Consider the following 24281-nt stretch of genomic DNA (forward strand, 5'->3'; position numbering starts at 1 on the left):
CGCCTTGAACGCTCCACGAGACGTTCAAGGCGAATGAACTGTCGCTTACGGTTGCGGCGTCACCGCCCTGGCGTCCTGGCCGTCGCCTTCGGGGGCGGCGATGATGTCGCGGGTGGTAGCGCCCTTTTCCACGACTTCGGTGGCGGGGTCGCCGGCCGAGGAGCGGATGCCTGCTGCCGCATTGGCGCGGCCCGCAGCGTCGAGCGTCGCGGTTTCAGTGGCGCTGCGCTGGGCAGGGCCGCCGAACATGGCGTCCATCGCGGCCTTGCCCGAATCGACCGAGGCGGCCGACGGGGAACCGGGCGCGGGCGGGACCAGCGCGAAGTCAGGCGGGATCACCAAGGGCGCCTGGCGCGACACGGCGAATTCGTCGGGGCGCTCGCGGTTGAACAGGCCACCGCCGCCGCCACAGGCGGACAGGGTAGTAAGCAAACCGGCGGCGAGGATCAATTTACGCATTACTTCAAAGTCTCCGTCTTTGCGTCCTTGTCGCGCAGCAGCAACGCCCGCGCAAGCAGGATCAGCACCCCGATGGTGATGGCCGCGTCGGCCAGGTTGAAAATCAGGAAGGGCCGCCATTCGCCAAAGTGCAGATCGGCATAATCAATGACATAGCCGAGCCGCATCCGGTCGACAATGTTGCCGATCGCCCCGCCCAGGACGAGGCCGAGAGCAGCGACATCCTGCCGCGCCTTTTCGCGCCACATCCACACGGCGACGAACCCGGCGATCAGGATGGTCATGCCCACCAGCGCCCAGCGCATCAGGTCGGTATCGGCGTGGAAGAAGCCCATCGAGACACCGCGATTTTCCAGCCAGCGCAGGCGGAAGATCGGCAGGATTTCGATGCCGATATCCGCGCGGCTTTTCAGCGCCAGCGGATAGGTGACGGTATATTTGATGAGCTGGTCGAGCGCGAGCGTCACGATCGCCACGGTCAGGCCCAGCGGGCGGTGGTTGATGGGGGTGGGCATGCCTGCGCTCTCTAGCCTAAAAAACTGTCGTCATCCTGAACTTGTTTCAGGATCCATGCGCCCAACGCTTCGCGCGTCATTGTGTCGCTTGCGCTCATGGATCCCGGATCAAGTCCGGGATGACGGAATGGAAGAACATTGCCTAGCCCGCCAGCACCGCGTCGCAGCGGTTGCAGAGCGTGCCGTCGGTGGTGACTTCGGGCAGTTTGCGCCAGCAGCGGCCGCATTTATGCCAGCTGCTGGGCTGGACGGTGATGCCATCCCCCTGCCCCATGGTCACGCGCGCGACGATCGCCACTTCGGCGAAATCGACATCGCCGACCGCGAGCAGTTCGCCCATGGTGACGTCGGCGTCGAGGCTGGAGCGGACGATCTTTTCGCGGCGCAGCGGCTCGATCGCTTCGTTCACTTGCTCGCGCTGGGTGCGCAATTCGCGCCATTTGTCGTCGAGGTCGCGGTCGAGCCAGTGATGGTCGATCTCCGGCCATTCGAGGAAATGGACGCTATCTTCGTCACTTGGGAAGCGGCTTTGCCACACTTCCTCGGCGGTGAAGGGGATGATCGGCGCGGCGTAGCGGACGAGCGCGTGGAACAGCGTGTCGAGCAGGGTGCGATAGGCGCGACGCTTCGGGTCCGTGGGCGCGTCGCAATAGAGGCAGTCCTTGCGGATGTCGAAGAAAAAGGCCGACAAGTCGCTATTGGCGAAGTCGAACAAGGCGCGGGTGTAGCGGCTGAATTCGAGCCAATTGTCGCTGTCCGCCGCCTTGTCCACGACCGACTTCAATTCCGCATCCAGCGCCGCCAGCCGGTGGAGCATATAGCGCTCCAGTTCGGGCATTTCGGCGTAGGAAACGGCCTCCGTCACATCATCATAGTCGGCAAGAGCGCCCAGCATGTAGCGGAAAGTATTGCGTAATTTGCGATAGGCGTCGGACGACCCGGCCAGCACTTCCTTGCCGATGCGGACGTCGTCGAAATAGTCGGTGCTGGCGACCCAGACGCGCAAAATGTCGGCGCCGCTTTCGGCCATGATCTTGAGCGGATCGACCACATTGCCGAGCGACTTGGACATTTTCTTGCCCGTGCCATCGAGTGCGAAGCCGTGGGTCAGCACGGCGTCATAGGGCGCACGGCCGCGCGTGCCGCTCGATTCGAGCAACGAGGATTGGAACCAACCGCGATGCTGATCGGACCCTTCGACATAGAGGTCGGCGCGAGTGCCTTCACCATAGCGTGCTTCCACGACGAAACTATGGGTCGAGCCGCTGTCGAACCAGACGTCGAGAATGTCGGTTACGACCTCATAGTCGGCCAGGTCATAGTCGGGGCCGAGCAGCGCCTGATGATCGGCGCCGAACCAGGCGTCGGCACCCGCCGCCTTGAAAGCGTCGATGATGCGCGCATTGACCGCCTGATCAACAAGATACTGGCCGCTCTTGCGATGGACATAGAGGGCGATCGGGACGCCCCAGGCGCGTTGGCGGCTGATCACCCAGTCGGGGCGATCGCTGACCATCGCATTGATGCGGTTGCGCGAGCGTTCCGGCACCCAGCGGGTGTTCTGGATGGCGTCGAGCGCGACACCGCGCAGGGTTGGGCCGTTGGTCGGCAAGGCCGTCGCCAGCGCGCCGGTGATCGGCTCCAGTGGCGGGAGCGGATAGTCGGGCATGGTGTTGCCAGATGGCTTATCCATGGGGATGAACCATTGCGGGGTGCAGCGGTAGATGATCCGCGCCTTCGACCGCCAGCTATGGGGATAGCTGTGGCGGAAGTCGCTGGCCGAGAGCAAGGCACCGGCGCCGCGCAGGTCGGTGCAGATCGGGCCATCGACGCCGTTGAACTTGGTGTTGATGACGCTGCCCTGGCCCGGCAGCCATTCCCAATCGTCGCGGTAGAAGCCTGCGTCATTGACCGCGAAAACCGGGTCGATGCCGAGCTTCTTGCAGGCGATGAAATCCTCCTCGCCATGGTCCGGGGACATATGGACAAGGCCGGTGCCCGCGTCGGTGGTGACGTGGTCGGCGGGGAGGAAGGGACGAGGGCGATCGAAGAAGCCATCTCCCTTAAGCCCCTCCCCTTCAGGGGAGGGGTTGGGGTGGGGGCTATCCCCAAGCGCTATGCCATCTTGAGAGCCCCCACCCCCGGCCCCTCCCCTGAAGGGGAGGGGTGAAGAGAGGCGGCCCGCCATGGGGTGGCGCGCGATGGCTCCGGCGAGCTTTGTCCCAAGACCAGTCCACACCGTATTGGAAACGTGAACGCTAACTTCATGCGGCACATTCTCTTGAGAAAGTGCTTTGCCTATACGCTTAAGGAACTCAGCAAGGATATCAGGTTCATTTGCAACCAAGAACTTCTGACCCGACCACTTATTAATCTTCGCAAGGTCATAAGCGTGTTCGGTTTGGAGACGATTAACCGTCGATGTCTCTACGACCACATACTCAATCTCTTCCCCATAAGCGATCGCCTGATTCACCGGGATCGTCCAGGGCGTCGTGGTCCAGATCACCGCATAGGCACCGACCAGTTCGGGCGCGTTTGGTGCCTCCACAATCTCGAACGCCACGTCGATCTGGGTGCTTGTCACATCCTCATATTCGACCTCCGCCTCGGCCAGCGCGGTCTTCTCCACGGGCGACCACATCACCGGCTTGGCGCCACGATAGAGCTGGCCGCTTTCGGCGAATTTCAGCAACTCGCCGACGATGGTCGCTTCGGCGTCGAACTTCATCGTCAGGTACGGATCGGCCCAGTCGCCCATGACGCCGAGACGCTTGAACTGTTCCTTTTGCACGCCCACCCAGCGGTCGGCATAGGCGCGGCATTGGGCGCGGAATTCCTGCGCTGGCACCTCGTCCTTGTTCAGCTTCTTCTTGCGATATTCTTCCTCGATCTTCCATTCGATCGGCAGGCCGTGGCAATCCCAGCCGGGCACATAGGGCGCATCCTTGCCGAGCAGCGACTGGCTGCGGACGATGATGTCCTTCAACACCTTGTTCATCGCATGGCCCATATGGATGTCGCCATTGGCGTAGGGCGGGCCGTCATGCAGGATGAAGCGTTCGCGCCCGGCGCGCTTTTCGCGCAGTTTGCCATAGAGGTCCATCGCCTCCCAGTGCGCGGCGATCGCCGGTTCCTTTTGCGCGAGGCCCGCCTTCATCGGGAAGTCGGTCTGCGGCAGGAATACGGTGGACTTATAGTCGGGTGCGTCGGTCATAATGGGTCCGGCAATGAAATTACTCCGTTCGTCCTGAGTAGCCATTGAGCGAAGTCGAAATGGCGTATCGAAGGATTGATGCTTCGATACGGGCCTTCGACAAGCTCAGTCCCTACTCAGCACGAACGGTTGATGTGAGCGCCGCATTAGGCGAGGTGGGGCGTTCCCGCAAGGTTTTGGCCCGCAAGGATTTGCCGTGCATCGGCGCAGTCCTGGGCAATGCCGTTCATCAGCGCGTCCAGCCCGTCATAGGCGCGTTCGGCATGAAGATAGGCGATCAGTTGCACCGCGATCCGCTGGTCATAGAGATTTTCGGCGAAATCGAAGAAATGCGGTTCCAGCAGCAGTTTGGGCGGGTCGAACATAGGCCGGATGCCAAGGTTCGCCGCGCCGTCCAAAATCCGACCGTCCGGCAACAGGCCGCGCACTGCGTAGATGCCATAGGCCGGGCGCAGATAGTCGCCCATGTCGATGTTCGCGGTGGGGAAGCCGATGGTGCGGCCGAGCTTGTCGCCATGCTGGACGACGCCTTCGATGGTGAAGGGCCGGGTCAGCAGCCGGGTGGCGGTGGCGCAATCGCCCGCCTGCAATGCGGTGCGGATGCGGGTGGAGGAGATGATGTCGCCGCTGGCGTCGGCGACCGGGGCGACCGCCTGCGTCCATAGGTCCGAAGCAGCGCCGAGTTCCGCCAGCACCGCGACCGATCCTGCACGGCCACGGCCGAAGGTAAAATCCTGTCCGGTGACGACGCCCGCGACACCCATATCCTCGGCCAGGAGGCGGACAAACGCCTGCGGGTCGAGCGCGGCGAGTTCGGGCGTGAAGGCGAAGACCAGCATCGCGTCGGCCCCGGCGGCGGCGAACAGCGCCTGCCGCTGGTCCAGCGTGGTCAGGCGGAAATGCGGAGTGTCGGGCCGGAACAGGCTCATCGGGTGCGGATCGAATGTCGCGACGATGACCGGACGACCCTCGGCCCGCGCGCGCGCGATGGCGTGGCCGACCACGGCCTGATGCCCGGCATGAAATCCATCGAAATTGCCCAGCGCCATGACGGCCCCGCGCATATGCGCCGGAACCGGGGCGCTGCTTGTCAGCCGCTCCATGGCGCGGCCTATAGGGGGGTGGGATGGGTGTGGCAATTGGCGATCCACTAGCGCTCCGTTCGCTCTACGCCTGGCGATGGGGCTTGGACCTCGCTGCACTCGGCCGAAGGCTTCGACAGGCTCAGCCCGAACGGATTTTCACGGTCCGCTGTTTTTCACCAACGTCACGAAACTATAAGCGGGGCGGCCGTCGAGTGCGGGATGAGGATCGCGCGCGACTTCCACCCAGTCGGCCGGGTCGGGATAGGCGATGCTGGCGTCGCCTTGGGCCTCCAGATGGACTTCGGTCAGTTCGATCCGGTGCGCGAGCGGTAGGAACAGGCGGTAGATTTCCGCGCCGCCGATGACCATGACGGTGGGCGCATCGGCCAGTGCCAACGCGCCATCCACATCATGCGCCACGTCGGCCCCTGCCCCGGTCCAGGCCCGGTCGCGGGTCAGGACGATGTGGCGGCGGCCCGGCAGCAGGCCCGGCAGGCTGTCGAACGTCTTGCGCCCCATGATCATCGGATGGCGAAGCGTCAGCGCCTTGAAGCGTTTGAGGTCGGCGGGCAGTCGCCAGGGCAGGTCGCCGTCCCGGCCGATGACGCCATTGTCGGCGCGGGCGAGGACGAGCGTGATGTCGGTCACAGCGTCAGCCGCGTCACATGGCCCATCTTGCGGCCCGGCCGCGCTTCGTCCTTGCCGTAGAGGTGCAGATGGTTGGCCGGATCGGACAGGATCGCGGGCCATTCATGCGCGGCCTCGCCGATGAGGTTGCGCATCTCGACCCGGCGCGCGGCGAGCGCAGTGTCGCCCAGCGGCAGGCCGCAAATCGCGCGGACGTGATTTTCGAACTGGCTGGTCAGAGCGCCCTCGATCGTGCCGTGGCCGCTGTTATGGACGCGGGGGGCCATTTCGTTGAAGACCGGGCCGTCGGCGCTGGCGAAAAATTCGCAGGTCAGCACGCCGACATAGTCGAGCGCATCGGCAATCTGGCGCGCCAGGGCGCGGGCGGCGGGCACCTGCCCCTCGATCAGCGGCCCGGCGGGCGCGATCGACGTGTCGAGAATGCCGTCGACATGGACGTTGGCCGAACTGTCCCAGAAGCGCACTTCGCCATCGACGCCGCGCACCAATATGACCGAAAATTCCTCCGCAAAGGTCACGAAGCCTTCGAGGATCGCGCTTTGGCGATCGATCGCGTTCCAGGCACCGACCGCGTCGCCCGGTTCGTTCAGGCGCGCCTGCCCCTTGCCGTCATAGCCCATGCGGTTGGTCTTGAGGATCGCGCGGCTGCCGATCGTCGCGATCGCTGCTTCCAGATCGTCCAGGCTGTCGACCGGCGCGAAGGGGGCGGTCAGCCCGCCGAGGTCGCAGACGAAGCGCTTTTCGGCGAGCCGGTCCTGCGCCACGCGCAGCGCCTGCGCGCCGGGGCGGACGAGGCCATGGCCCGCCAGTGTTTCGACCGCCGAGGGGGCGATATTCTCGAACTCATAAGTGACGACATCGACGCCATCGGCAAAGGCCGCGAGCGCGTGGGGATCGTCATATTCGCCCCGCGTCCAGCGCGGCGACACGTCGGCAGCGGGGCCGCTCTCTTCCGGCGCGAAGATGTGGGTGCGATAGCCAAGCTGCGCGGCGGCGATGGCGATCATCCGGCCGAGCTGGCCGCCGCCAAGGATGCCGATGGTCGAACCGGGCGCGATGGTCGTCATGGGCGTGATCAGTCCTCGACCGTTTCGGCGACCGCATCGGTCTGCTTGGCGCGCCAGGCGTCGAGCCGGTCGGCGAGCGCCGGATCGTTGGTCGCGAGGATGGCGGCGGCGAGCAGCCCGGCATTGATCGCGCCGGGCTTGCCGATCGCCAGCGTCGCCACGGGGATGCCGCCCGGCATCTGGACGATCGAGAGCAGCGAATCCATGCCCTTGAGCGCCTTCGATTCGACCGGCACGCCCAGCACCGGCAACCGCGTCATCGATGCGCACATGCCCGGCAGATGCGCCGCGCCGCCCGCGCCCGCGATGATGATCTTGAGGCCGCGGCCGACCGCGCTGGTGGCGTAATCATAGAGGCGTTGGGGGGTGCGATGCGCCGACACGACCTTGCATTCATGGGCGACGCCGAGCGCGGCGAGCGTGTCGGCGGCGTGGCGCATCGTGTCCCAATCGGACCGCGAACCCATGATGATGCCGACCTCGATTGCCCCGCTCATGCCCGTGCGTTCCCCTCATGGCGCGGCCGTTACGGTGCCGCCCGGAAAGCAAAGCCCCTTAGCGGCAGTCGAGACGTTGATCAAACCGCAAATCCTCCCCTGGTAGGGGGGGGACCACGAAGTGGTGGAGGGGTGTCACCCTATCGATAGCGGGACACCCCTCCGTCTGGCCTACGGCCAGCCACCTCCCCTGCTAGGGGAGGATGGAGAAAAATCACCGTTCCGAGAGATAATAGCGGTCGATGGCGCTCAGGTCGTCGGCCAGTTCGTAGACGATGGGCTGGCCGGTGGGGATTTCCAGATGGGTGATCTCGTCATCGGGGATGTTGGAGAGATGCTTGACCAACGCGCGCAGTGAATTGCCGTGGGCGGAGATCAGCACGCGCTTGCCGGCCTTGAGGTCCGGAGCGATCGTCGCTTCCCAATAGGGCAGGACGCGGGCGATCGTGTCCTTGAGGCTTTCGGTCGAAGGAATCGCGACGCCCGCATAGCGGCGGTCCTGGCTGAGGTCGAATTCGCTGCCTGCTTCCAGCGCTGGCGGCGGAATGTCGAAGCTGCGGCGCCAGATCTTGACCTGATCGTCGCCATGCTTGGCCGCCGTCTCCGCCTTATTGAGGCCAGTGAGGCCGCCATAATGGCGCTCATTCAGACGCCAGTCCTTTTCGACCGGCAGCCACAGCCGCCCCATTTCCTCGATCGCCAGATTGAGGGTCTTGATCGCGCGGGTCTGGAGCGAGGTGTAGCATTGGTCGAAATCCAGCCCCTTCTCTTTCATCAACTGCCCCGCGGCGCGCGCTTCGCCCACGCCCTTTTCGGTCACATCGACGTCCCACCAGCCGGTGAAGCGGTTTTCCAGGTTCCACGACGACTGGCCGTGGCGGATAAGGACGAGAGTGGGCATCGGGCACGTCTCCTGCACAAGAGCGAACATGTAAGTCCCATGACGGGATTATCGCATAAATCGCCACCCCCACACCCGTTCGGGCTGAGCTTGTCGAAGCCTTGTCCTTCTCTTCAAGAAGTGCAGCCCTTCGACAGGCTCAGGGCGAACGGGGAAAGGTAGGCCGCGATTATGCAACGATCCCCATAGCAACCAAAATCGGGGGCGCAAGGTTGCAGCCGCCCGCATCGCGCCCACATTGCAGTCGATCGGGCGATGGGGTAGCCATGGCGCACAGGGCAGAAGGAAGCGGCATTTGGCATTTGTAAAGGGCGCGTGGCGCATTTTGGTGGCGATCAAGGACGGGCTGGTGCTGCTGTTCCTGCTGCTATTCTTCGGCGCGCTTTATGCCGCCCTCTCCTTCTCGCCCAAGCCCGCGACCAGCGTCAGCGCAGGCGCGCTGTTGCTCGACCTGGATGGCACGATTGTCGAGCAACCCGCCGAGGTCGATCCTTTCTCGCTGCTGTCCGGTTCCGGTCCCGACATGAAGGAATATCGCCTTTCGGATATTGTCGCGGCGCTGGAAGCGGCCAAGACCGATACGAAGGTTAAGGCTGTGGTGATGGATCTGGACGGTTTCATGGGTGGCGGACAGGTTGCCATCGCGCGGGTCGGCGAGGCACTTGACGGGCTTCGCGCCGCCAAGAAGCCGGTGCTGGCCTATGCCACCCTCTATACCGATGACAGCTATCAGCTTGCCGCCCATGCGAGCGAGGCGTGGAGCGATCCGCTGGGCGGCGTCGCGATCATGGGTCGGGGCGGGTCGAGCCTCTATTATAAGGGGCTGATTGACAAGCTGGGCGTCAACACCCATGTCTATCGCGTCGGCACCTATAAGAGCTTCGTCGAACCCTATATCCGCGCCGACCAGTCGCCCGAAGCCAAGCAGGCGAGCCAGGCTTTGGCGGATGTGTTGTGGCGCAACTGGCAGGATGATGTCGCCAAGGCACGGCCCAAGGCGCAGATCGCGGCCTATGCGGCCGACCCGGTCGCGGCGGCCCGCGCCGCAGGGGGCAATATGGCGAGCGCCGCTTTGTCCGCTGGGCTGGTCGACAAGCTGGGCGACGCGACCGCTTTTGGGGCGCGCGTGGCCGAGATTGCGGGCGAGCCGTCCGATGCCAAGGCCGGTGCCTTCGCAAAGATCGATCTCGCCGCTTATGTGAAGGCGCGCAAGCCCGCCAATGACGGGCAGATCGGCGTGTTGACGGTCGCGGGCGAGATCGTCGATGGCGAGGCCGGACCCGGCACGGCGGCGGGAGATACTATCTCCGATTTGCTGCTGACGGCGCTCAACGAAAAGGAGTTGAAGGCGCTGGTCGTGCGGGTCGATTCGCCGGGCGGATCGGTCATGGCATCAGAGAAGATCCGCAGCGCCATCATGACCGCCAAGGCGGACGGACTGCCGATCGTCGTGTCGATGGGCAATGTCGCGGCCAGCGGTGGCTATTGGGTGTCGACCCCGGCCGACATGATCTTTGCCGAGCCGGACACCATCACCGGATCGATCGGCGTGTTCGGCATCTTGCCGAGCTTTGAAGGGACGCTCGCCAAGATGGGCGTCACCACCGATGGCGTGGCGACCACGCCGCTATCGGGCCAGCCGGACCTCGCCGGCGGCACATCGCCGCAGTTCGACGCGATCATGCAGATGGGGGTCGAGGATATCTACCGCCGCTTCGTCGGCCTGGTCGCGCAATCGCGCCGCAAGACGCCCGAGCAGATCGACGCCATCGCGCAGGGGCGCGTCTGGGACGGCGGCACCGCGCGGCAGAACGGCCTGGTCGATCGCTTCGGCGGGCTGGAGGACGCGATCGCCGAGGCCGCGCGCCGGGCGAAGATCGACCCCAAGACGGCGCGCGCTTATCGTATAGAGAAGGCGCCGGACAAATGGGCCGAATGGATCGAAGCGATGGCGGAGCGCGATAGCGACGATGCGAACGCGCCGCGCGACATGCTGGCGCGCCAGGCGATGGTCCAGCGTGGCTGGGCGATGCAGGCGGTTGCGGACGTCAAGGCGCTGGTGATGGGCGCAGGCGTGCGGGCGGACTGCCTGGAATGCCGTGGCTATGGCGCACCGAGAACGCGTAATGCGGCGGATGAGCGCGGGGTGATGGCGATGCTGGCGGGGTTGTGGGGGTAACGCCCAGTCCCTTCTCCCCAATGGGGAGAAGGATACGGAGCCTTGCCGAACATAGTGAGGTTAGGCGAAGTTGGATGAGGGGGTTCGACGCTGATGTATCGCGCTTCTGTGAGGGCGCTGCACCCTCACCCAGCTGCGACTAGGCAGCACGCTGCCAAGTCTTCGCAGCCCTCTCCCTCAAGGGAGAGGGGGATTGGGGCTACTCCCCATCCCGATACACCGGCAATCCCAGCCCGCGCCGGATCGCAATAGCGCGTAGCGTGAAGCCCAGCACGGCGGCGATCAGGCCTGCGACCGGCACGTCCAGACCGATGGCGCGCAGCAGCACGAACAGGCCGGAGGCGACGGCCGCGGCGGTCACATAGAGTTCGGGGCGCAGCAGGATCGACGGTTCGCCCGCTAGCAGATCGCGCATGATGCCGCCGACGCAGCCAGTGACGACGCCCATCATCCCGGCGACGAAGGGCGGCACGCCAAAGCTCATCGCCTTGGCCGCGCCGAACACGGCGAAGGCCGCTAGCCCGATCGCGTCGAGCCAGTCGAGCGCGCGTTCGCTCCAGAATTTGCGCGGCGTGAACCAGACCATCAGCGCCGCGACCATACAGGCTATGGCGGGTATGGGATCAGCGACCCAGAAGACCGGCGCGTCGATCAACAGGTCGCGCACCGTGCCGCCGCCGACGCCTGTCACCAGCGCGAAGAAGGCGAAGGTCACTAGCGTCTGCTGCAACCGCGCGGCGGCCAGCGCCCCGGATGCGGCAAAGACGAAGGTGCCGACGATGCTCAAGGTTTCGAGCACAGGGCCGATGGTGGTGGCGAGCGAGGCGACGGGGGGAAGCATGGCGCGATCTAGCGCTGCTCACCCGCTTGTGTCGAGCGAACCTCATCATATTTCCGTCATTCCCGCGAAGGCGGGAACCCATCTCCTACGCTATCGTCGGGTGCGTGGTTGGGAGATGGGTCCCCGCCTTCGCGGGGATGACGAGGTTCGGTTTCAAGAGTCTATTTCCGCCCTTTTTCGGTCGCGAGGCGGCTCATCAGGATGGCGGCACGCTTGGCTTGGCGTTTCATGCTCGACAGGTCGGCCTGTTCCGCCGGGCTGTGGTCGCCGGTCGATGTGACGCCTAGGCCGATCAGCCCGTCCACATCCTGCGAGACGAAGCTGATATCGCCCGCGCCACGTTTGAGCGGATCGAGTTCGGGCATCGTTGCAAGGCCGAGGTCGGCGTTGACGCCGTTGAGCTTGGCGAGCAACGCGCGGTTGCCCGCGGTCGGGGCCATAGAAGGATAGCCCATGTCGAAGGCAATGCTGGCCGAGGTGCCGGGCAGATGCCCTGCCCCGACGATCGCCTGCATCTTGGCGCGCACGCGGGCGGTCTGCTCTTCGCTCAGCGTTCGGAAATCGCCTTTGGCGACAGCGATGGGCGGGATGATGTTGGTCTTGCCGGTCACCGCGATCCGCACGCCGTCCTTGTCCACGTCCGCGCTTTGCCCGCCGCCGATCAGGCCGACATTGAAGGTCAGATTGGGTTCGGGCAATTCCTTGCGGAAGGCGACGATGATCCGCGCCAGTTCATAGACCGCGCCGTCGCCCGCACTGGCGGAGAAGATGCCCGAACTATGGCCGGACTTGCCGGTCGCGGTCAGCGTCCAGCTGTTGGAGGATCGCCGAGCGATCGACCCCATATCCTTGCCGTCCTCGACCGAAAGCCCTTCGAAATCGAGCGCCACGTCGGCGCGCTTGCCCGCCTGGATCAGGTCGGCGCGGGCGATGCTGATGGGTTCGCCCGAATCTTCCTCGTCGCCGGTCAGCACGACTTCGATATTGGCGTTTTTGAGGGTGCCCGCCGCCTGCATCGCTTTCAACGCCAGCAGCATCGTGACGACGCCGCCCTTGTCGTCCGCCACGCCCGGTCCCTTGGCCAGATCGCCTTTGCGCTCGAATGTCTGGAAGGGCGAGTCGGGTTCGAACACCGTGTCGAGATGGCCGATGAGCAGCATCTTCGTGGTTCCGGCGCGGCCCTTATGCACCGCGATCAGGTGCCCGGCGCGCTTGGCGGCGTCCATCGGTTGCCAGGTCACGGCGAAGCCCAGCGCCTCGAACTGCGGGCGCAGCATGTCGGCCACCGCCTTCACGCCCGCGAAATTCATCGATCCGCTATTCTGGTTCACCAGGGTTTCGAGCAGGCCGATCGCGGGTTCATAGCCCGCCTCGACGCTTTGCGTCATGGCGCGTTCGGCGGGCGACAGCGCCGCCATGGCGGGCGTGCCCGCCAGCAGCAGCGCGCCCGCGATCAGGCCTGCCCGCATCACTTGGCGAGTTCCGCTTCGATCGCCGCGACCAGCGCCGCATCGTCGGGCGCGGTGGTGGGCGCAAAGCGGGCGGCGACGCTGCCATCCTTGGCGATCAGGAATTTCTCGAAATTCCACAGCACTTCCGGCACCGGATTGGGGGTCATGCCATAGCCTTTGAGCTTCTCGCGGAAGGCATCGCCCTCCCCCTGTGCTTCCGGCACTGCGCTGGTGAGGGCGGCATAGAGCGGGTGCTTGTCCGGGCCAGTCACCACGATCTTTTCGAACATGGGAAAATCGACGCCGAAATTGGTGGTGCAGAAAGTGGCGATCTCGTCATTGCTGCCCGGTTCCTGCGCGCCGAAATCATTGGCGGGGAAGCCCGCGACCACCAGCCCCTTATCCTTATAGGCGGCGTAGAGCTTCTCCAGCCCTTCATATTGCGGGGTCAGGCCGCATTTGGAGGCGACATTAACGGCCAGGACCACCTTGCCTGCATAGTCGGCGAGGCTGGTGTCGGCACCCTTGATCGTCTTGAGCGGGATCTGCTGAATGTCGGTCATGCTTGGTCTCCTATGGTTGGCGCGAACCCTGCCACTATATGGCCGCGCCGAAAAGATGGCCTACGCCAGCGGTCATCGCCATCGCCAGCGCGCCCCACAACAGGGTGCGCAGGATGGACCGTAGCGGCCTAGCCCCGCCCAGCCGCGCGCCGACATAGCCGAGCAGCGCCAGGCAGATGAGGCACAGGCCCACGATCGCGACCAGCGCGCTGCCAGCCGGGACGATAGCGGAGACCAGCACCGGCGGGGTGGCCCCCACGGCAAAGCTGGCGGCCGAGGCCAGCGCCGCCTGTACCGGGCGCGCGGTCGCCATGTCCGAAATGCCCAGTTCGTCGCGGGCATGGGCGCCCAGCGCATCGGTCGCCATCAGCTGTTCCGCCACCTGCCCGGCCAGATCAGCGGTCAACCCGCGTTCGACATAGATGTCGCGCAGTTCGATCCATTCGGCGTGCGGCTGGGTGGCGAGCGCGTTGCGTTCCTTGGCAAGGTCGGCGCGTTCGGTGTCCGACTGCGCACTGACCGAGACATATTCACCCGCTGCCATCGACATGGCACCGGCCACCAAAGCGGCGATGCCGGTCAGCAGGATGGTCTGGCTGCTCGCGCCCGACGCGGCAATGCCGGTCATCAGGCTGGCGGTGGATACGATGCCGTCATTGGCCCCCAGCACGGTGGCGCGCAGCCAGCCAACGCGGTTGACATAATGGACCGCGTGGTGGGGCTGGTCGATTGCCATGTCGGTCTGTGCGTTCATCGGTCCGTCCCCGTTTCGATCCTGTCCCATAACTGCCGTTCGCTTCGAGCGAAGTCGAGAAGCGTTTGCGCGATAGGTTCTCGACTGCGCTCGAACCGAACGGAGGTAGATGACTTACCCCGCCAACCCTTCGGCCTTTTCCGCCAGTTCCAGCCAGCGCATTTCCGCCGCCTCTTTCTCCGCCTTCGCCTTGTCGATCGCGCCGGTCAGCGCGGCGAATTTCTTGGGGTCGCGGGTGTAGAGCGCGGGGTCGGCCAGCGCCTCTTCATCGCGGGCGATGGCCGCTTCCAGTTCCTCGACCCGCTTGGGCAGCAGTTCCAGGTCGCGCTGGTCCTTATAGGTCAGCTTGGCGGAGACGGGCTTGGGTGGCGCGGGCGCGGCGGCGGCCTTTTTCTCGGCCTTGGCGGCCTTGCGCGGATCGCGCTTGGCGATCCAGTCGGCATAGCCGCCGACAATCACGTCGACGACGCCGGTGCCGTCCAGTCCCAGCGTGACCGTCACCGTGCGGTCGAGAAAGTCGCGGTCATGGCTGACGATCAGCACCGTGCCGTCATAATCGGCGATCACTTCCTGCAACAGGTCGAGCGTTTCGAGGTCGAGATCGTTGGTCGGTTCGTCCAGCACCAGCAGGTTCGATTCGCGGGCAAATTCGCGCGCGAACAACAGGCGCGAGCGTTCGCCGCCGGAGAGGGTCGCGACCTTTGCTTCGGCAAGGCTGGGATCGAACAGAAAGTCTTTGAGATAGCCATGGACATGCTTGCGCACCCCGCGCACGTCGATCCAGTCGCCGCCCTCGGCCAGCACGTCGCGCACCGTCTTGTCGCCCTGCATCAGGCTGCGCTGCTGGTCGATGAAGATCATGTCGAGCGTCTGGGCGAGCGTAACGCTGCCGCTGTCGGGCGCGAGTTCGCCGGTCAGCAGCTTGAGCAGCGTCGATTTGCCCGCGCCATTGCCACCGACGATGCCGATCCGGTCGCCGCGCTGGATGCGCAGGGTGAAGTCTTCGATGATGACCCTTTCATCACTTCCGTTCGTGTCGAGCGACGTCGAGACACCTTCGCGCTGCCGCTTCTCGACTTCGCTCGAAGCGAACGGAGATTTAGGAAAGCGCTTCGTGACATGCTCGGCCTTTATGACGCTCTTGGTCTTGCTGTCGTCGCTGGCCACGGCGATCTTCGCGGTCCCCTGCGGCCCCTGCATCGCGGCGCGGGTTTCGCGCATTTCCCACAGCTTGGCGAGCCGCCCCTGGTTGCGCTTGCGCCGTGCGGTCACGCCGCGTTCGAGCCAATGCGCCTCGATCTTCAGCTTGGCGTCCAGCTTTTCGGCCGCGCGCGCCTCTTCGGCATAGACCGCTTCCATCCATTGTTCGAAGCCGCCGAAGCCGATTTCGCTGCGGCGCATGACGCCCCGGTCGAGCCAAAGCGTCTGCCGAGTAAGCCGGGTCAGGAAGGCGCGGTCATGGCTGATGACGACGAACGCGCCATTATAGCGCGCCAGCCAGTTTTCCAGCCAATCGATCGCGGCGATGTCCAGATGGTTGGTCGGCTCGTCCAGCAGCAGCAGGTCCGGCTCGCTTGCCAGCGCGCGGGCAATCGCCGCACGGCGCCGTTCGCCGCCGCTTGCCGTCTTCGCTTCGCGCGACAGGTCGATGCCCAGTTGGTCGGCAATCGCCTCCACCTCATGCGGTGCCGGCGCGAATTCGCCCGCCAGCGCGAAATCATGCAGCGTGGCGAAGGGCGTGACGTCTGGGTCTTGCTCCAGCATGATGACCCGCGCGCCCGGCTGCACCGATCGCGTGCCACGGTCCGGCTCGATCAAGCCCGCGACCAGTTTCAACAGGGTCGTCTTGCCCGCGCCGTTGCGCCCGATCAGCGCCAATCGGTCGCGCTGACCGACATGAATGTCGATCCCCTCGAACAACCAGTGGGAGCCTTGCGAGAGGCCAAGATTTTCGTAGGAAAGAAGAGGTGCTGCCATGGCCGTGCAGCTAGGCGTTAGCGCGCCGGGGGGCAAGGGCGAAGGAACCCGAAGCTGTCCCACGGCTTTCAACGCATGTCAGCGTCCGTTCATCGCAGCCGATACAAAAGACCGGCATCCCCACAGGAGAGTTATCCTTCATGAAATCCGCCCTTGTTCTTCTGGCCCTGGCCAGTGCCGCCCTGCCCGCCATCGCGGCTGCCCAGACCAATGTGACCATCGCCGAAACCGCGCCGGTCGTGACGCTGAACGTCACCGAAAGCGTGGAAGGATCGCCCGACATCGCGACCGTGGGCACGGGCGTCCAGACCCGCGCGCCGACCGCGCAGGCCGCGATGCAGGACAATGCCGCTAAGACCGAAAAGCTGATCGCGGCGCTGGCCCGTGCAGGCATCGCCAAGAAGGATATTCAGACCAGCGGCATCAACCTGAACGCGCAATATGACTATAACCAGCGCGACGGCGAACCCACCGGCCCGCGCTTTCTGGGTTATGAGGCCTCCAACACGCTGACCGTCAAGCTGCGCGACGTGAAGAAGGTCGGCACGCTGCTCGACGCGATGGTCGCAGCGGGCGCCACCAACGTCAATGGCCCGAGCTTCGCGATCGATGATCCCGCGCCGATGCTGGCCCAGGCCCGTGGGCAGGCGTTGAAGAGCGCCAAGGCGCAGGCGGATTTCTACGCCCAGGCAGCCGGTTTCCGCACCGCGCGGCTGATTTCGATCAGCGAAAGCAACAGCGGTGGCCAGCCGCCCATGCCAATGCTGCAAAGCGCCCGTTTCAAGGCGGATTCGGTCGCCACGACTCCGGTCGAACCCGGCCAGGTCAGCGCTTCGGTGACGCTGACCGTGCAATATGCGCTGGATAAGTAAGTCCTTTTCGTCCCCGTCATGCCTGCATCCGCAGGCGTGACGGGGACGGCGCGAAACAATCCCCATCATTCACCACCTGTTCAATGCCCTGCGCCTATGCCATGCCCATGCTTATGAAGTGGAAAATCCGGCCAGCCTCCATGATGATCGGGATCGGCACGGCGCTCGCGCTGGTGGCGACGATGCCCGTCGCTGATGCAGGCGGTCGCCGCGATGAACAGGACGCCGCCCGACGTGCGATGCTGGACGGGCATGTCATGCCCTTTTCCATGATCAAGCGGCGGGTCGATGCCCAGATGGGCGGGGCCACTTATGTCGGCAGCGAGTTCAACCCCGGTGCCAACCGCTATCGCCTGAAATATGTGAAGGACGGCAAGGTGGTATGGGTTGATGCCGACGGCCGGACAGGCGATATCATCGGCTGGGCGCGCTGACCGCGCTCGCTTTATAAAAGAAACGGAAAGCCCATGCGTCTGCTGATCGTCGAGGATGAACCGAATCTGGGCCAGCAGCTCAGGAACACGCTGGAGGGCGCGGGCTATGCCATCGACCTCGCCACCGATGGCGAGGACGGCCATTTCCTCGGCTCCACCGAAAATTACGATGCGGTCGTGCTGGACCTTGGCCTGCCGACGATCGACGGGCTGACGGTGCTGGACCGCTGGCGCAAGGAAGGCCGCGCCTTCCCGGTGCTGGTGCTGACCGCGCGCGACAGCTGGTCGGACAAGGTGGCGGGCCTGGACGCAGGCGCAGACGACTATCTCGCCAAGCCGTTCCAGAGCGAGGAACTGATCGCCCGTCTGCGCGCACTGATCCGCCGCGCATCGGGCAATGCGTCGAGCGAACTGACGGCGGGCGACGTGCGCCTCGACACGCGGTCGGGCAAGGTGACGCTGGCCGGAGATCCGGTCAAACTCACGGCGCAGGAGTATAAATTGCTGTCCTACCTGCTGCATCACAAGGGCAAGGTGGTCAGCCGCACCGAATTGATCGAGCATATTTACGACCAGGATTTCGACCGCGATTCCAACACGATCGAAGTGTTCGTCACGCGCATCCGCAAGAAACTGGGTGCCGACGTGATCACCACCATCCGCGGCTTGGGCTACAGCCTAGACGAGCCGGGGCGCTGATCTCTTTGCAACCGTTCGTGCTGAGTAGGGATTGAGCTTGTCGAAATCCCGTATCGAAGCATCCTGCACGAACCCTTCGATACGCCGCTTCGACAAGCTCAGCGACTACTCAGGGCGAACGGGCAATTTGTGAATAGCACGGTCGACCAATCCCCCGTCCGCTCCACCGGGTCCATCAGCCGCCGGATGATGGGCATTGCCGCGCTGTGGATCAGCCTGTTGCTGATCGGCGGCGGGGTGGCGCTGGACCGGGTGTTGAGCGACGCGATCACCCGCAATTTCGACGATGGCATGAATTATGTGCTGACCGCGATGATCGCGGCGGCCGAGATCGGGCCGGAAGGCGAGGTGTTGTTCAACCGCGAACTCGCCGATCAGCGCTTTCTGGAGCCTAATAGCGGCCTTTATTATCAGGTCAGCGCCAAGGGGCATGAGGATTGGCGTTCCCGCTCGCTGTGGGACCGCGCGCTCAAAGTACCGGAGGAGCATCGCGACCGGCACCTGCATGTCTATGACAGCAAGCAATTTCCCGGCGAGGATCTGCGCATCATGGAGCGGACCGTCGTGTTGCCCGGTTCCGACAGCCGGTGGCTTTTCATGGTCGGGCAGGCGCGGTCCGGGCTGGACGCGCAGATCAAGACGCTGCGCGCGACGTTGTTCCAGAGCTTTGCACTGCTGGCGCTAGGGCTGTTCGTGCTGGCGACGTTGCAGACCTTTTACGGGCTGCGGCCACTGCGCAAGGTGCGGCAGGAAATCGTGCGGATGCGCGACGGGCAGAAAAGCCGCCTGACCGAGCCGATGCCCGCCGAAGTGCTGCCGATGGTCGAGGAATTGAACGCGCTGCTCGCCCATAATGAGCGGCAGGCGGAGGAGGCGCGCACCCATGCGGGCAACCTTGCCCATGCGCTCAAGACGCCGCTGACCGTCATCATGAACGCCGCGACCGCGCAGTCGCCCGACCTGGGCGAAGCGGTCATCCGCGAGGCGACGACGATGCGGCGGCAGGTCGACCATCACCTCGCCCGCGCCCGCGCGGTCGGACGGCGCGGCGCGGCGCAGAGCCGGGCGGAGGTGTGGGCGAGCCTGACTGCGGTCGAGCGCGCGGTGCAGCGCCTCTATCCGCAGGCGCGGGTGGACATGGATGGCGACAAGGGCGCGGCGGTGCGCGTCGAGCGGCAGGATCTGGACGAAATGCTCGGCAACCTCATCGAAAATGCGGCTAAATATGGCGGTGGATCGGTGTTTGCGACGGTAAAGCGCGCGGGCGACATGGTCGAGATCTTGGTCGAGGATGACGGCATGGGCATTCCGTTGGAAGAGCGCGTCCGCATTTTCGATCGCGGCGTGCGGCTCGATTCGGGCAAGCCCGGCACCGGCCTTGGCCTCGCCATCGTGCGCGATGTCGCGGAAATCTATGGCGGGTCGGTGCTATTGGAGGAAAGCGAGGATCTGGGCGGACTGCTCGCGCGTTTGCGCTTGCCTGCGGCCTGATCTTTCCCTTGCCATCATGGGTCGCAGTTGCGAAACAATAGCAACACCTCCGCTCCCACAGGACCGATCATGCGGCGATATTTTTACTTCATCGCTGGTTGGGCGTCGCTGGGCCTCGGCACGATCGGGGCGTTCCTGCCCTTGCTGCCGACCGTCCCGTTCATGATCCTGGCCGCTTTCTGCTTTGCCCGGTCTAGCCCGACCCTGGAGGCCAAGCTGCTCGATCACAAGCATTTCGGCGCGCATATCCGCCGCTGGCGCGAAGGCGGGGCGATCAGTCGGCGAGGCAAGAAGGCCGCGCTCGGCGCTTTTGCCTTCAGCGTCGTGCTGGCGCTGATCTTCTCGCCCTTTCCCTGGTCCCTGATCCCGATCGCCGCCGCGCTGATCGGCGGGACGTGGATTTGGACCCGGCCTGAGGCCTGAACGGCTCAGCAGCGGCATTTCGCTTTGGCGGCGCGTTTGGGGGCGGTGGTGGCGAATTCGGCGGGGGTCAGTTTGGCGTCGCCATCCTTATCCGCCGCGCCGAAGCGGTCCGATGTCGCCACCGCCCATTCCTCGAAGGACAGCAGGTTATCGCCATTTTGGTCGAGCGCCTTGAACGCCTTGGTCCGGCTGCCGAGCATTTCGATGCGGGTGATCACCCCGTCGCGATTGCGGTCGTAGCGGGCAAAGCGTCGCTCTTCACGGCTTTGCGGGCTTGCCTCGGCGGGCATGGGCGGCGCGGCCCCCACGGCATCGGGATCGCCCTCCGGCAAGTTCTCCATAGCGGGCGGCGGTGGTGCGGCCATGGCCAGTTGCGGTGCGGGGTCGCTGCTCGCTTGGCCCGACCACCAGAAAAGCCCGCCCGCAACCAGCAGCAGCGCCGCCATGCCCCCTGCCAGCAATCGCCCCATATGCCCGCTCCCTCGCTCCTGCGAAGCGCAGCCTATCGCGTCTGCCTATCGCCCGACAAGCGCGATCCGCAGCAGCCGCCAGGCAAGCGAACGCGGCATCCCCAGCGGCGCGCGCCGTCCGGCCAGCACATCCTGATGCGCCAGCGTGGCCACTATGCGCACCGGTTTCCATGCACGCGGCCAGCGCGCGCCGTCCATCCGTGGCGCAATCTCCCGCGCCAGCGCCAGCGCGGCGTCGGCTAGCGTCACGTCACCGACATGCCCGGCCATGTCCCACAAGGCCCAGACCTGCCCCGCCGCGTCCAGCCAATCCGGCGCATCGGCGACATCGGTCAGCGCGCGGAACAGACCGCCGCCCCGACCGACGGCATAGGCGCGCAGGCCTTCCACATCGATCTCCGGTTCGACCACCAAAATTTCCCAGCCGTCGATCATCGCGACCAGCCCCGGCGCGGCCATCGCCCCCGTGGCGCGCAGCGCATCGACCACCGGCTCGCCCCGCCCCTTGCGCGCATCGGCATCATCGATGACGTCATTCCACCAGGCGAGCCGCATCTGCCCGATCGCGGGTTCGCTGGTCGTGCGCGCGACATGGGCGAGCCGCGCGTCGAACGCCCACAGCGCACGGTGCCGCTCCGCCCCCGGCCCGGCATGGGCCACCAGCACATCGACCAGCGGCGGCAATTCCTGCGCCAGGCCGCTCATCGGTGCGCACAGCCGCAGAGCAGGCGGGATTGGCGGGTTATCGGTCCTTTAACCATCTTCCTCATACACATTCTAACGAGTGCGCCTGCATAGGCGAAAATAATCTGTCCGGCCCGAAATGGGGGGCGACGGGCACGACATGGGTGATGGCGGACAAATGGGCAAGCAGATCGAACATCCTGTAGGGTTGTTGGCGCGGCTGGCGAAGAACCAGGCGGGCAATACGCTGGCCATTGTCGCGGCAGCGCTCATCCCGCTTGCGGGGATGATCGGGGGTGGCCTTGATATCAGCCGTGGCTATCTGGGCCAGACCCGCCTGCAACAGGCTTGTGACGCTGGCGTACTGGCAGGGCGCAAATTGATGGGTACCAGCGGCGTGTTAACCAGCGCGGTGACGGATGAAGTCCGCAAATATGTGAAATTCAACTATCCCAACAACTATCTGGGTTCGACGCTTCAAGACGCCAATATCGTACCAACACTGGGCGCGAACGATCAGATCGTTCTGACCGTTTCCACCACCGTTCCGACCGTCATCATGAAATTGTTCGGCAAGGACGACATGACCGTTTCTGCGACCTGCAGCGGGCGTAACGACTATTCGAACATCGACATCGTGCTTGTGCTGGATACGACCGGATCGATGGCGTGCAAGCCGGAATTTACAGCGAGCGAGTGTTCCAACTGGATCTACAACAACAATCGAAGCGGCAAGACAATGACAGTAGATGGCAAGACCGTCACCTATGTCCTTGAACAGGCCGACAATGGTACGAACATTTCCCGGATGCAGGCACTTCGTACTGCATTGGCTAACTTGCAAACGCAGATGGCTACCATCGAAAGCCAGTTCAACATGACCGAACAGGGTAAGCGCAAGCGCGTGCGCTGGTCGATCATTCCCTTCTCCCAGATGGTCAATGCCGGGTTCAGCAAGGGCTCTGCCGGAACGACACTCTACGCGCGTCAGCCAGGTTGGTTCAACACGACGGGCACTTATCGCGCTTACACCTGCGGTCGGTATTATTGCAGCTATCCTGACAATATCGTGTCCCACAACAGCACCTGGATGCGTGACACCTGGGACGGCTGCGTCGAAGAACAAAGCACTAGCAATAGCATCACATCGACGTCCAGCACGGTTCCTGCGACCGCCTACGATATGAACTACAATACGGTGCCGACATCTACCGACACACGCTGGACCGTCGCGGATCCTTCAAAAGTCGGTAACGCCCAATATGCGTGCCCGAAAGCCATGCGCGAAATGCAGCAGATGACGGCTTCCCAGTTTAACGATTATTTCAGTCTGACAAATGGCTTCGCGGCCAATGGCGGCACCTATCTCGACATCGGTTTGTTGTGGGCAGCCCGGCTGCTATCGCGCAATGGCAATTGGGCGTCGGACAATCCAGCCACCTACAATACTTATCCCGTTAATCGCTATGTCATTTTCATGACTGATGGTCAGATGGACACGGGCAATACAGGCTATGGTGCATATGCACAGGAAACGACATGGCGGCGGGTTGCGGCCAATGGCACCGTAGCGACTTCCAACACCAATCACACGGCCCGCATGCTGATCACCTGTGCCGCCATCAAAAATATGGCGAGCACGAAAATCTACACCATATCCTTTGGCGCAGGCTCCGGCTTGACCCAGGATCTCATCGACTGTTCTTCGGGTGCGGAGAATGAATATGCGTTCGAGGCGGCCAATGCCTCCGATCTGAACAATGTCTTCCGCGACATCGGCGAAAATATCGGGTCGTTGAGGTTGGCGCAGTGACCGTTTTCTCCCGCATTTCACCCAGGCTGTCCCAAGATCAGCGGGGTGCGTCCGTACCGGAATTCGCGCTCATCCTGATACCGCTATGCCTGATTCTATTCGGCGGATTGGACATGGGATATCAAATCTATGTGCGGTCGGTACTACTGGGCGCGATGGAGCGCGCCACTCGCCTGACGACCTTGCAGACCGTGGACAGCACAGCGGTTGAGGACGACATTGAAGCAACCGTCCAGCGCCTGGCTCCCAACGCGACGGTCCGCACGACCAAGGGCAGCTTCCTGCAATATAGCCAGATCAACGCGATGGAACGGCTGACCAAGGATTCGAACAATAATGGCACGCTCGACAGTGGCGATTGCTGGGAAGATGTCGATGACAATGGCGAGCGCAATGTGGTGACGGAGGGCAAGACCGGCATCGGCGGTGCTGACGATATCGTCCGGTACAATACCGTTGTCACCTACGATCGCATCGTGCCGATCTATCGTTTCATCGGGATCGGCAATAGCGTCACGCTGACAGCGACTACAATGACACGCCGACAGCCCTATGAGTTGCAGAGCGTCCTAACCCCCAAGTGCAAGGCATGACCATGGCCATCGGCAAGCGGCTTCGCCGGTCCTATCGTGAGATTAGGCGCAATATCACAGGGGTTGCCGCGATTGAGTTCGCGCTGGCACTACCCGTTCTCATGGGCCTTACCCTCTATGGTGCCGAGGCGGCGAATATGGCGTACACCTCGCAAAAGATAGGCGACATTGCGACCCTGACCGCTGACAGCATTTCCCGCATTCGGCTAAGCATCTCGAACGGCGACGTGTCCGATGCTCTAGGCGGCATCAAAATATTGGGCGACAGCATCGATCTGCGCAATAATGGTCGGATCATCGTGTCCAGTATCGCGCCGGTGCTGGACAATTCCAACACTGTCACCAACCAGAAGCTGCGCTGGCAGCGGTGTTCCGGGGCGTTGGTCAAGACATCGGCCTTCGCGACCACAGAGAACAGCAATATCGGCGTCGACGGTATGGGACCGGAAAACCGAAAAATCGCCGCCACGAAGGGTAGCGAACTGATCTTCGTCGAGGTCTATTATACCTATCGACCGCTCATTTCGGCATCTTTCTTCGGCACGCCGCAAATGTCGGCCTATGCCGCTATGGCCGTCCGCGAACGGACGGCCAACGATATATTGACGAACGGCACCAATTCGCCCTGTACCACCTACGCCGCCTGAC

Annotated in this window: 24 protein-coding genes; 9 read left to right on the forward strand and 15 right to left on the reverse strand. The window is 64.0% G+C overall.

The window, feature by feature from the left end; all coding sequences use genetic code 11:
* Nucleotides 1-45: 45 nt before the first annotated feature.
* The 8 genes from OVY48_RS21495 to gpmA form a co-directional block, all read right to left on the reverse strand.
* Nucleotides 46-459, reverse strand: coding sequence for a DUF3035 domain-containing protein (locus tag OVY48_RS21495; protein WP_037475187.1), 414 nt, complete (start codon nt 457-459; stop codon nt 46-48).
* Nucleotides 459-974 carry a signal peptidase II gene (gene lspA, locus OVY48_RS21500; protein WP_037475189.1) on the reverse strand — a complete coding sequence of 172 codons (516 nt, stop codon included), beginning with the start codon at nt 972-974 and terminating at the stop codon, nt 459-461. The genes OVY48_RS21495 and lspA overlap by 1 nt, the downstream gene beginning before the upstream one ends.
* 142 nt (nt 975-1116) lie before the next feature.
* Nucleotides 1117-4191 (reverse strand): isoleucine--tRNA ligase, encoded by a 3075-nt coding sequence (locus OVY48_RS21505; RefSeq protein WP_313924382.1) that lies wholly within the window; start codon nt 4189-4191, stop codon nt 1117-1119.
* A 146-nt stretch (nt 4192-4337) separates the two neighbouring features.
* A complete protein-coding gene (locus OVY48_RS21510; protein ID WP_313924383.1) occupies nt 4338-5294 on the reverse strand; it encodes a bifunctional riboflavin kinase/FAD synthetase in 957 nt (318 codons plus the stop codon).
* Nucleotides 5295-5432: 138 nt separating this feature from the next.
* Nucleotides 5433-5924, reverse strand: coding sequence for a dihydrofolate reductase (locus OVY48_RS21515; protein WP_313924384.1), 492 nt, complete (start codon nt 5922-5924; stop codon nt 5433-5435).
* Nucleotides 5921-6991 carry a 5-(carboxyamino)imidazole ribonucleotide synthase gene (locus OVY48_RS21520; protein ID WP_313924385.1) on the reverse strand — a complete coding sequence of 357 codons (1071 nt, stop codon included), beginning with the start codon at nt 6989-6991 and terminating at the stop codon, nt 5921-5923. Before OVY48_RS21520 ends, OVY48_RS21515 begins: the two co-directional genes overlap by 4 nt.
* A gap of 8 nt (nt 6992-6999) precedes the next feature.
* Nucleotides 7000-7488, reverse strand: a complete 489-nt coding sequence (purE, locus tag OVY48_RS21525; RefSeq protein WP_313924386.1) for a 5-(carboxyamino)imidazole ribonucleotide mutase — start codon at nt 7486-7488, stop codon at nt 7000-7002.
* A gap of 214 nt (nt 7489-7702) precedes the next feature.
* On the reverse strand, nt 7703-8389 hold the full coding sequence (gene gpmA / locus OVY48_RS21530; protein ID WP_313924387.1) for a 2,3-diphosphoglycerate-dependent phosphoglycerate mutase: 687 nt from the start codon (nt 8387-8389) through the stop codon (nt 7703-7705).
* Nucleotides 8390-8684: 295 nt separating this feature from the next.
* Between gpmA and sppA the strand changes: the two genes are divergently transcribed.
* A complete protein-coding gene (gene sppA / locus OVY48_RS21535; RefSeq protein ID WP_313924388.1) occupies nt 8685-10568 on the forward strand; it encodes a signal peptide peptidase SppA in 1884 nt (627 codons plus the stop codon).
* A 199-nt stretch (nt 10569-10767) separates the two neighbouring features.
* Here the strand turns inward: sppA and OVY48_RS21540 are convergent, their stop codons facing one another.
* From OVY48_RS21540 to OVY48_RS21560, 5 genes are all read right to left on the reverse strand, one after another.
* The gene (locus tag OVY48_RS21540; protein WP_313924389.1) at nt 10768-11409 is read right to left on the reverse strand and encodes a trimeric intracellular cation channel family protein; all 642 of its coding nucleotides are present in this window, start codon (nt 11407-11409) and stop codon (nt 10768-10770) included.
* A gap of 161 nt (nt 11410-11570) precedes the next feature.
* A complete protein-coding gene (locus tag OVY48_RS21545; protein WP_313924872.1) occupies nt 11571-12878 on the reverse strand; it encodes a M20/M25/M40 family metallo-hydrolase in 1308 nt (435 codons plus the stop codon).
* Entirely contained in the window at nt 12878-13423 is a 546-nt protein-coding gene (locus OVY48_RS21550; protein ID WP_310222829.1) for a glutathione peroxidase, read from the reverse strand. The genes OVY48_RS21545 and OVY48_RS21550 overlap by 1 nt, the downstream gene beginning before the upstream one ends.
* A 34-nt stretch (nt 13424-13457) precedes the next feature.
* A complete protein-coding gene (locus tag OVY48_RS21555; protein WP_313924390.1) occupies nt 13458-14177 on the reverse strand; it encodes a VIT family protein in 720 nt (239 codons plus the stop codon).
* A 114-nt stretch (nt 14178-14291) separates the two neighbouring features.
* A complete protein-coding gene (locus OVY48_RS21560; RefSeq protein ID WP_313924391.1) occupies nt 14292-16154 on the reverse strand; it encodes an ABC-F family ATP-binding cassette domain-containing protein in 1863 nt (620 codons plus the stop codon).
* A 140-nt stretch (nt 16155-16294) separates the two neighbouring features.
* Between OVY48_RS21560 and OVY48_RS21565 the strand changes: the two genes are divergently transcribed.
* The 5 genes from OVY48_RS21565 to OVY48_RS21585 all read left to right on the forward strand — a co-directional run bounded on the left by OVY48_RS21565 (nt 16295) and on the right by OVY48_RS21585 (nt 20073).
* Nucleotides 16295-17026 carry an SIMPL domain-containing protein gene (locus OVY48_RS21565; RefSeq protein WP_069064891.1) on the forward strand — a complete coding sequence of 244 codons (732 nt, stop codon included), beginning with the start codon at nt 16295-16297 and terminating at the stop codon, nt 17024-17026.
* Between the two features lie 83 nt (nt 17027-17109).
* Nucleotides 17110-17460, forward strand: coding sequence for a hypothetical protein (locus OVY48_RS21570; protein ID WP_096062015.1), 351 nt, complete (start codon nt 17110-17112; stop codon nt 17458-17460).
* Between the two features lie 33 nt (nt 17461-17493).
* Nucleotides 17494-18159: a response regulator transcription factor gene (locus OVY48_RS21575; protein ID WP_037473392.1), complete on the forward strand. Its 666-nt coding sequence runs from the start codon at nt 17494-17496 to the stop codon at nt 18157-18159.
* A gap of 186 nt (nt 18160-18345) precedes the next feature.
* On the forward strand, nt 18346-19650 hold the full coding sequence (locus OVY48_RS21580; RefSeq protein WP_037473391.1) for a sensor histidine kinase: 1305 nt from the start codon (nt 18346-18348) through the stop codon (nt 19648-19650).
* Nucleotides 19651-19719: 69 nt separating this feature from the next.
* Nucleotides 19720-20073, forward strand: coding sequence for a YbaN family protein (locus OVY48_RS21585; protein ID WP_313924392.1), 354 nt, complete (start codon nt 19720-19722; stop codon nt 20071-20073).
* Nucleotides 20074-20078: 5 nt separating this feature from the next.
* Here OVY48_RS21585 and OVY48_RS21590 read toward each other — a convergent pair whose 3' ends face one another.
* Both OVY48_RS21590 and OVY48_RS21595 read right to left on the reverse strand, forming a co-directional pair.
* Complete coding sequence (locus OVY48_RS21590; protein WP_313924393.1) at nt 20079-20543, reverse strand: hypothetical protein; 465 nt, start codon at nt 20541-20543, stop codon at nt 20079-20081.
* A 45-nt stretch (nt 20544-20588) separates the two neighbouring features.
* Nucleotides 20589-21248 carry a squalene/phytoene synthase family protein gene (locus OVY48_RS21595; RefSeq protein ID WP_313924394.1) on the reverse strand — a complete coding sequence of 220 codons (660 nt, stop codon included), beginning with the start codon at nt 21246-21248 and terminating at the stop codon, nt 20589-20591.
* A gap of 157 nt (nt 21249-21405) precedes the next feature.
* On the opposite strand from OVY48_RS21595, the gene OVY48_RS21600 reads away from it, so the two are divergent.
* Genes OVY48_RS21600 through OVY48_RS21610 form a run of 3 tightly spaced genes read left to right on the forward strand, consistent with a single transcriptional unit; the run spans nt 21406 to nt 24280 of the window.
* On the forward strand, nt 21406-23040 hold the full coding sequence (locus OVY48_RS21600; RefSeq protein WP_313924395.1) for a TadE/TadG family type IV pilus assembly protein: 1635 nt from the start codon (nt 21406-21408) through the stop codon (nt 23038-23040).
* On the forward strand, nt 23037-23633 hold the full coding sequence (locus OVY48_RS21605; protein WP_313924396.1) for a TadE/TadG family type IV pilus assembly protein: 597 nt from the start codon (nt 23037-23039) through the stop codon (nt 23631-23633). Before OVY48_RS21600 ends, OVY48_RS21605 begins: the two co-directional genes overlap by 4 nt.
* On the forward strand, nt 23630-24280 hold the full coding sequence (locus OVY48_RS21610; protein ID WP_313924397.1) for a TadE/TadG family type IV pilus assembly protein: 651 nt from the start codon (nt 23630-23632) through the stop codon (nt 24278-24280). The genes OVY48_RS21605 and OVY48_RS21610 overlap by 4 nt, the downstream gene beginning before the upstream one ends.
* Nucleotide 24281 lies beyond the last annotated feature (1 nt).

The sequence above is a fragment of the Sphingobium sp. SA2 genome (assembly GCF_032227065.1).
Lineage (GTDB): Bacteria > Pseudomonadota > Alphaproteobacteria > Sphingomonadales > Sphingomonadaceae > Sphingobium.

Bases quoted from the DNA above. Each gene is read 5' to 3' on its own strand.
- OVY48_RS21545 (WP_313924872.1), bottom strand. From the start codon at position 12,878: ATGCGGGCAGGCCTGATCGCGGGCGCGCTGCTGCTGGCGGGCACGCCC.
- lspA (WP_037475189.1), bottom strand. From the start codon at position 974: ATGCCCACCCCCATCAACCACCGCCCGCTGGGCCTGACCGTGGCGATC.
- OVY48_RS21565 (WP_069064891.1), top strand. From the start codon at position 16,295: ATGAAATCCGCCCTTGTTCTTCTGGCCCTGGCCAGTGCCGCCCTGCCC.
- OVY48_RS21575 (WP_037473392.1), top strand. From the start codon at position 17,494: ATGCGTCTGCTGATCGTCGAGGATGAACCGAATCTGGGCCAGCAGCTC.
- OVY48_RS21600 (WP_313924395.1), top strand. From the start codon at position 21,406: ATGGGCAAGCAGATCGAACATCCTGTAGGGTTGTTGGCGCGGCTGGCG.
- OVY48_RS21610 (WP_313924397.1), top strand. From the start codon at position 23,630: ATGACCATGGCCATCGGCAAGCGGCTTCGCCGGTCCTATCGTGAGATT.
- OVY48_RS21580 (WP_037473391.1), top strand. From the start codon at position 18,346: ATGATGGGCATTGCCGCGCTGTGGATCAGCCTGTTGCTGATCGGCGGC.
- OVY48_RS21555 (WP_313924390.1), bottom strand. From the start codon at position 14,177: ATGAACGCACAGACCGACATGGCAATCGACCAGCCCCACCACGCGGTC.
- OVY48_RS21560 (WP_313924391.1), bottom strand. From the start codon at position 16,154: ATGGCAGCACCTCTTCTTTCCTACGAAAATCTTGGCCTCTCGCAAGGC.
- OVY48_RS21590 (WP_313924393.1), bottom strand. From the start codon at position 20,543: ATGGGGCGATTGCTGGCAGGGGGCATGGCGGCGCTGCTGCTGGTTGCG.
- OVY48_RS21520 (WP_313924385.1), bottom strand. From the start codon at position 6,991: ATGACGACCATCGCGCCCGGTTCGACCATCGGCATCCTTGGCGGCGGC.
- OVY48_RS21585 (WP_313924392.1), top strand. From the start codon at position 19,720: ATGCGGCGATATTTTTACTTCATCGCTGGTTGGGCGTCGCTGGGCCTC.
- OVY48_RS21505 (WP_313924382.1), bottom strand. From the start codon at position 4,191: ATGACCGACGCACCCGACTATAAGTCCACCGTATTCCTGCCGCAGACC.
- gpmA (WP_313924387.1), bottom strand. From the start codon at position 8,389: ATGCCCACTCTCGTCCTTATCCGCCACGGCCAGTCGTCGTGGAACCTG.
- purE (WP_313924386.1), bottom strand. From the start codon at position 7,488: ATGAGCGGGGCAATCGAGGTCGGCATCATCATGGGTTCGCGGTCCGAT.
- OVY48_RS21570 (WP_096062015.1), top strand. From the start codon at position 17,110: ATGCCCTGCGCCTATGCCATGCCCATGCTTATGAAGTGGAAAATCCGG.
- OVY48_RS21595 (WP_313924394.1), bottom strand. From the start codon at position 21,248: ATGAGCGGCCTGGCGCAGGAATTGCCGCCGCTGGTCGATGTGCTGGTG.
- OVY48_RS21540 (WP_313924389.1), bottom strand. From the start codon at position 11,409: ATGCTTCCCCCCGTCGCCTCGCTCGCCACCACCATCGGCCCTGTGCTC.
- OVY48_RS21550 (WP_310222829.1), bottom strand. From the start codon at position 13,423: ATGACCGACATTCAGCAGATCCCGCTCAAGACGATCAAGGGTGCCGAC.
- OVY48_RS21495 (WP_037475187.1), bottom strand. From the start codon at position 459: ATGCGTAAATTGATCCTCGCCGCCGGTTTGCTTACTACCCTGTCCGCC.
- OVY48_RS21510 (WP_313924383.1), bottom strand. From the start codon at position 5,294: ATGGAGCGGCTGACAAGCAGCGCCCCGGTTCCGGCGCATATGCGCGGG.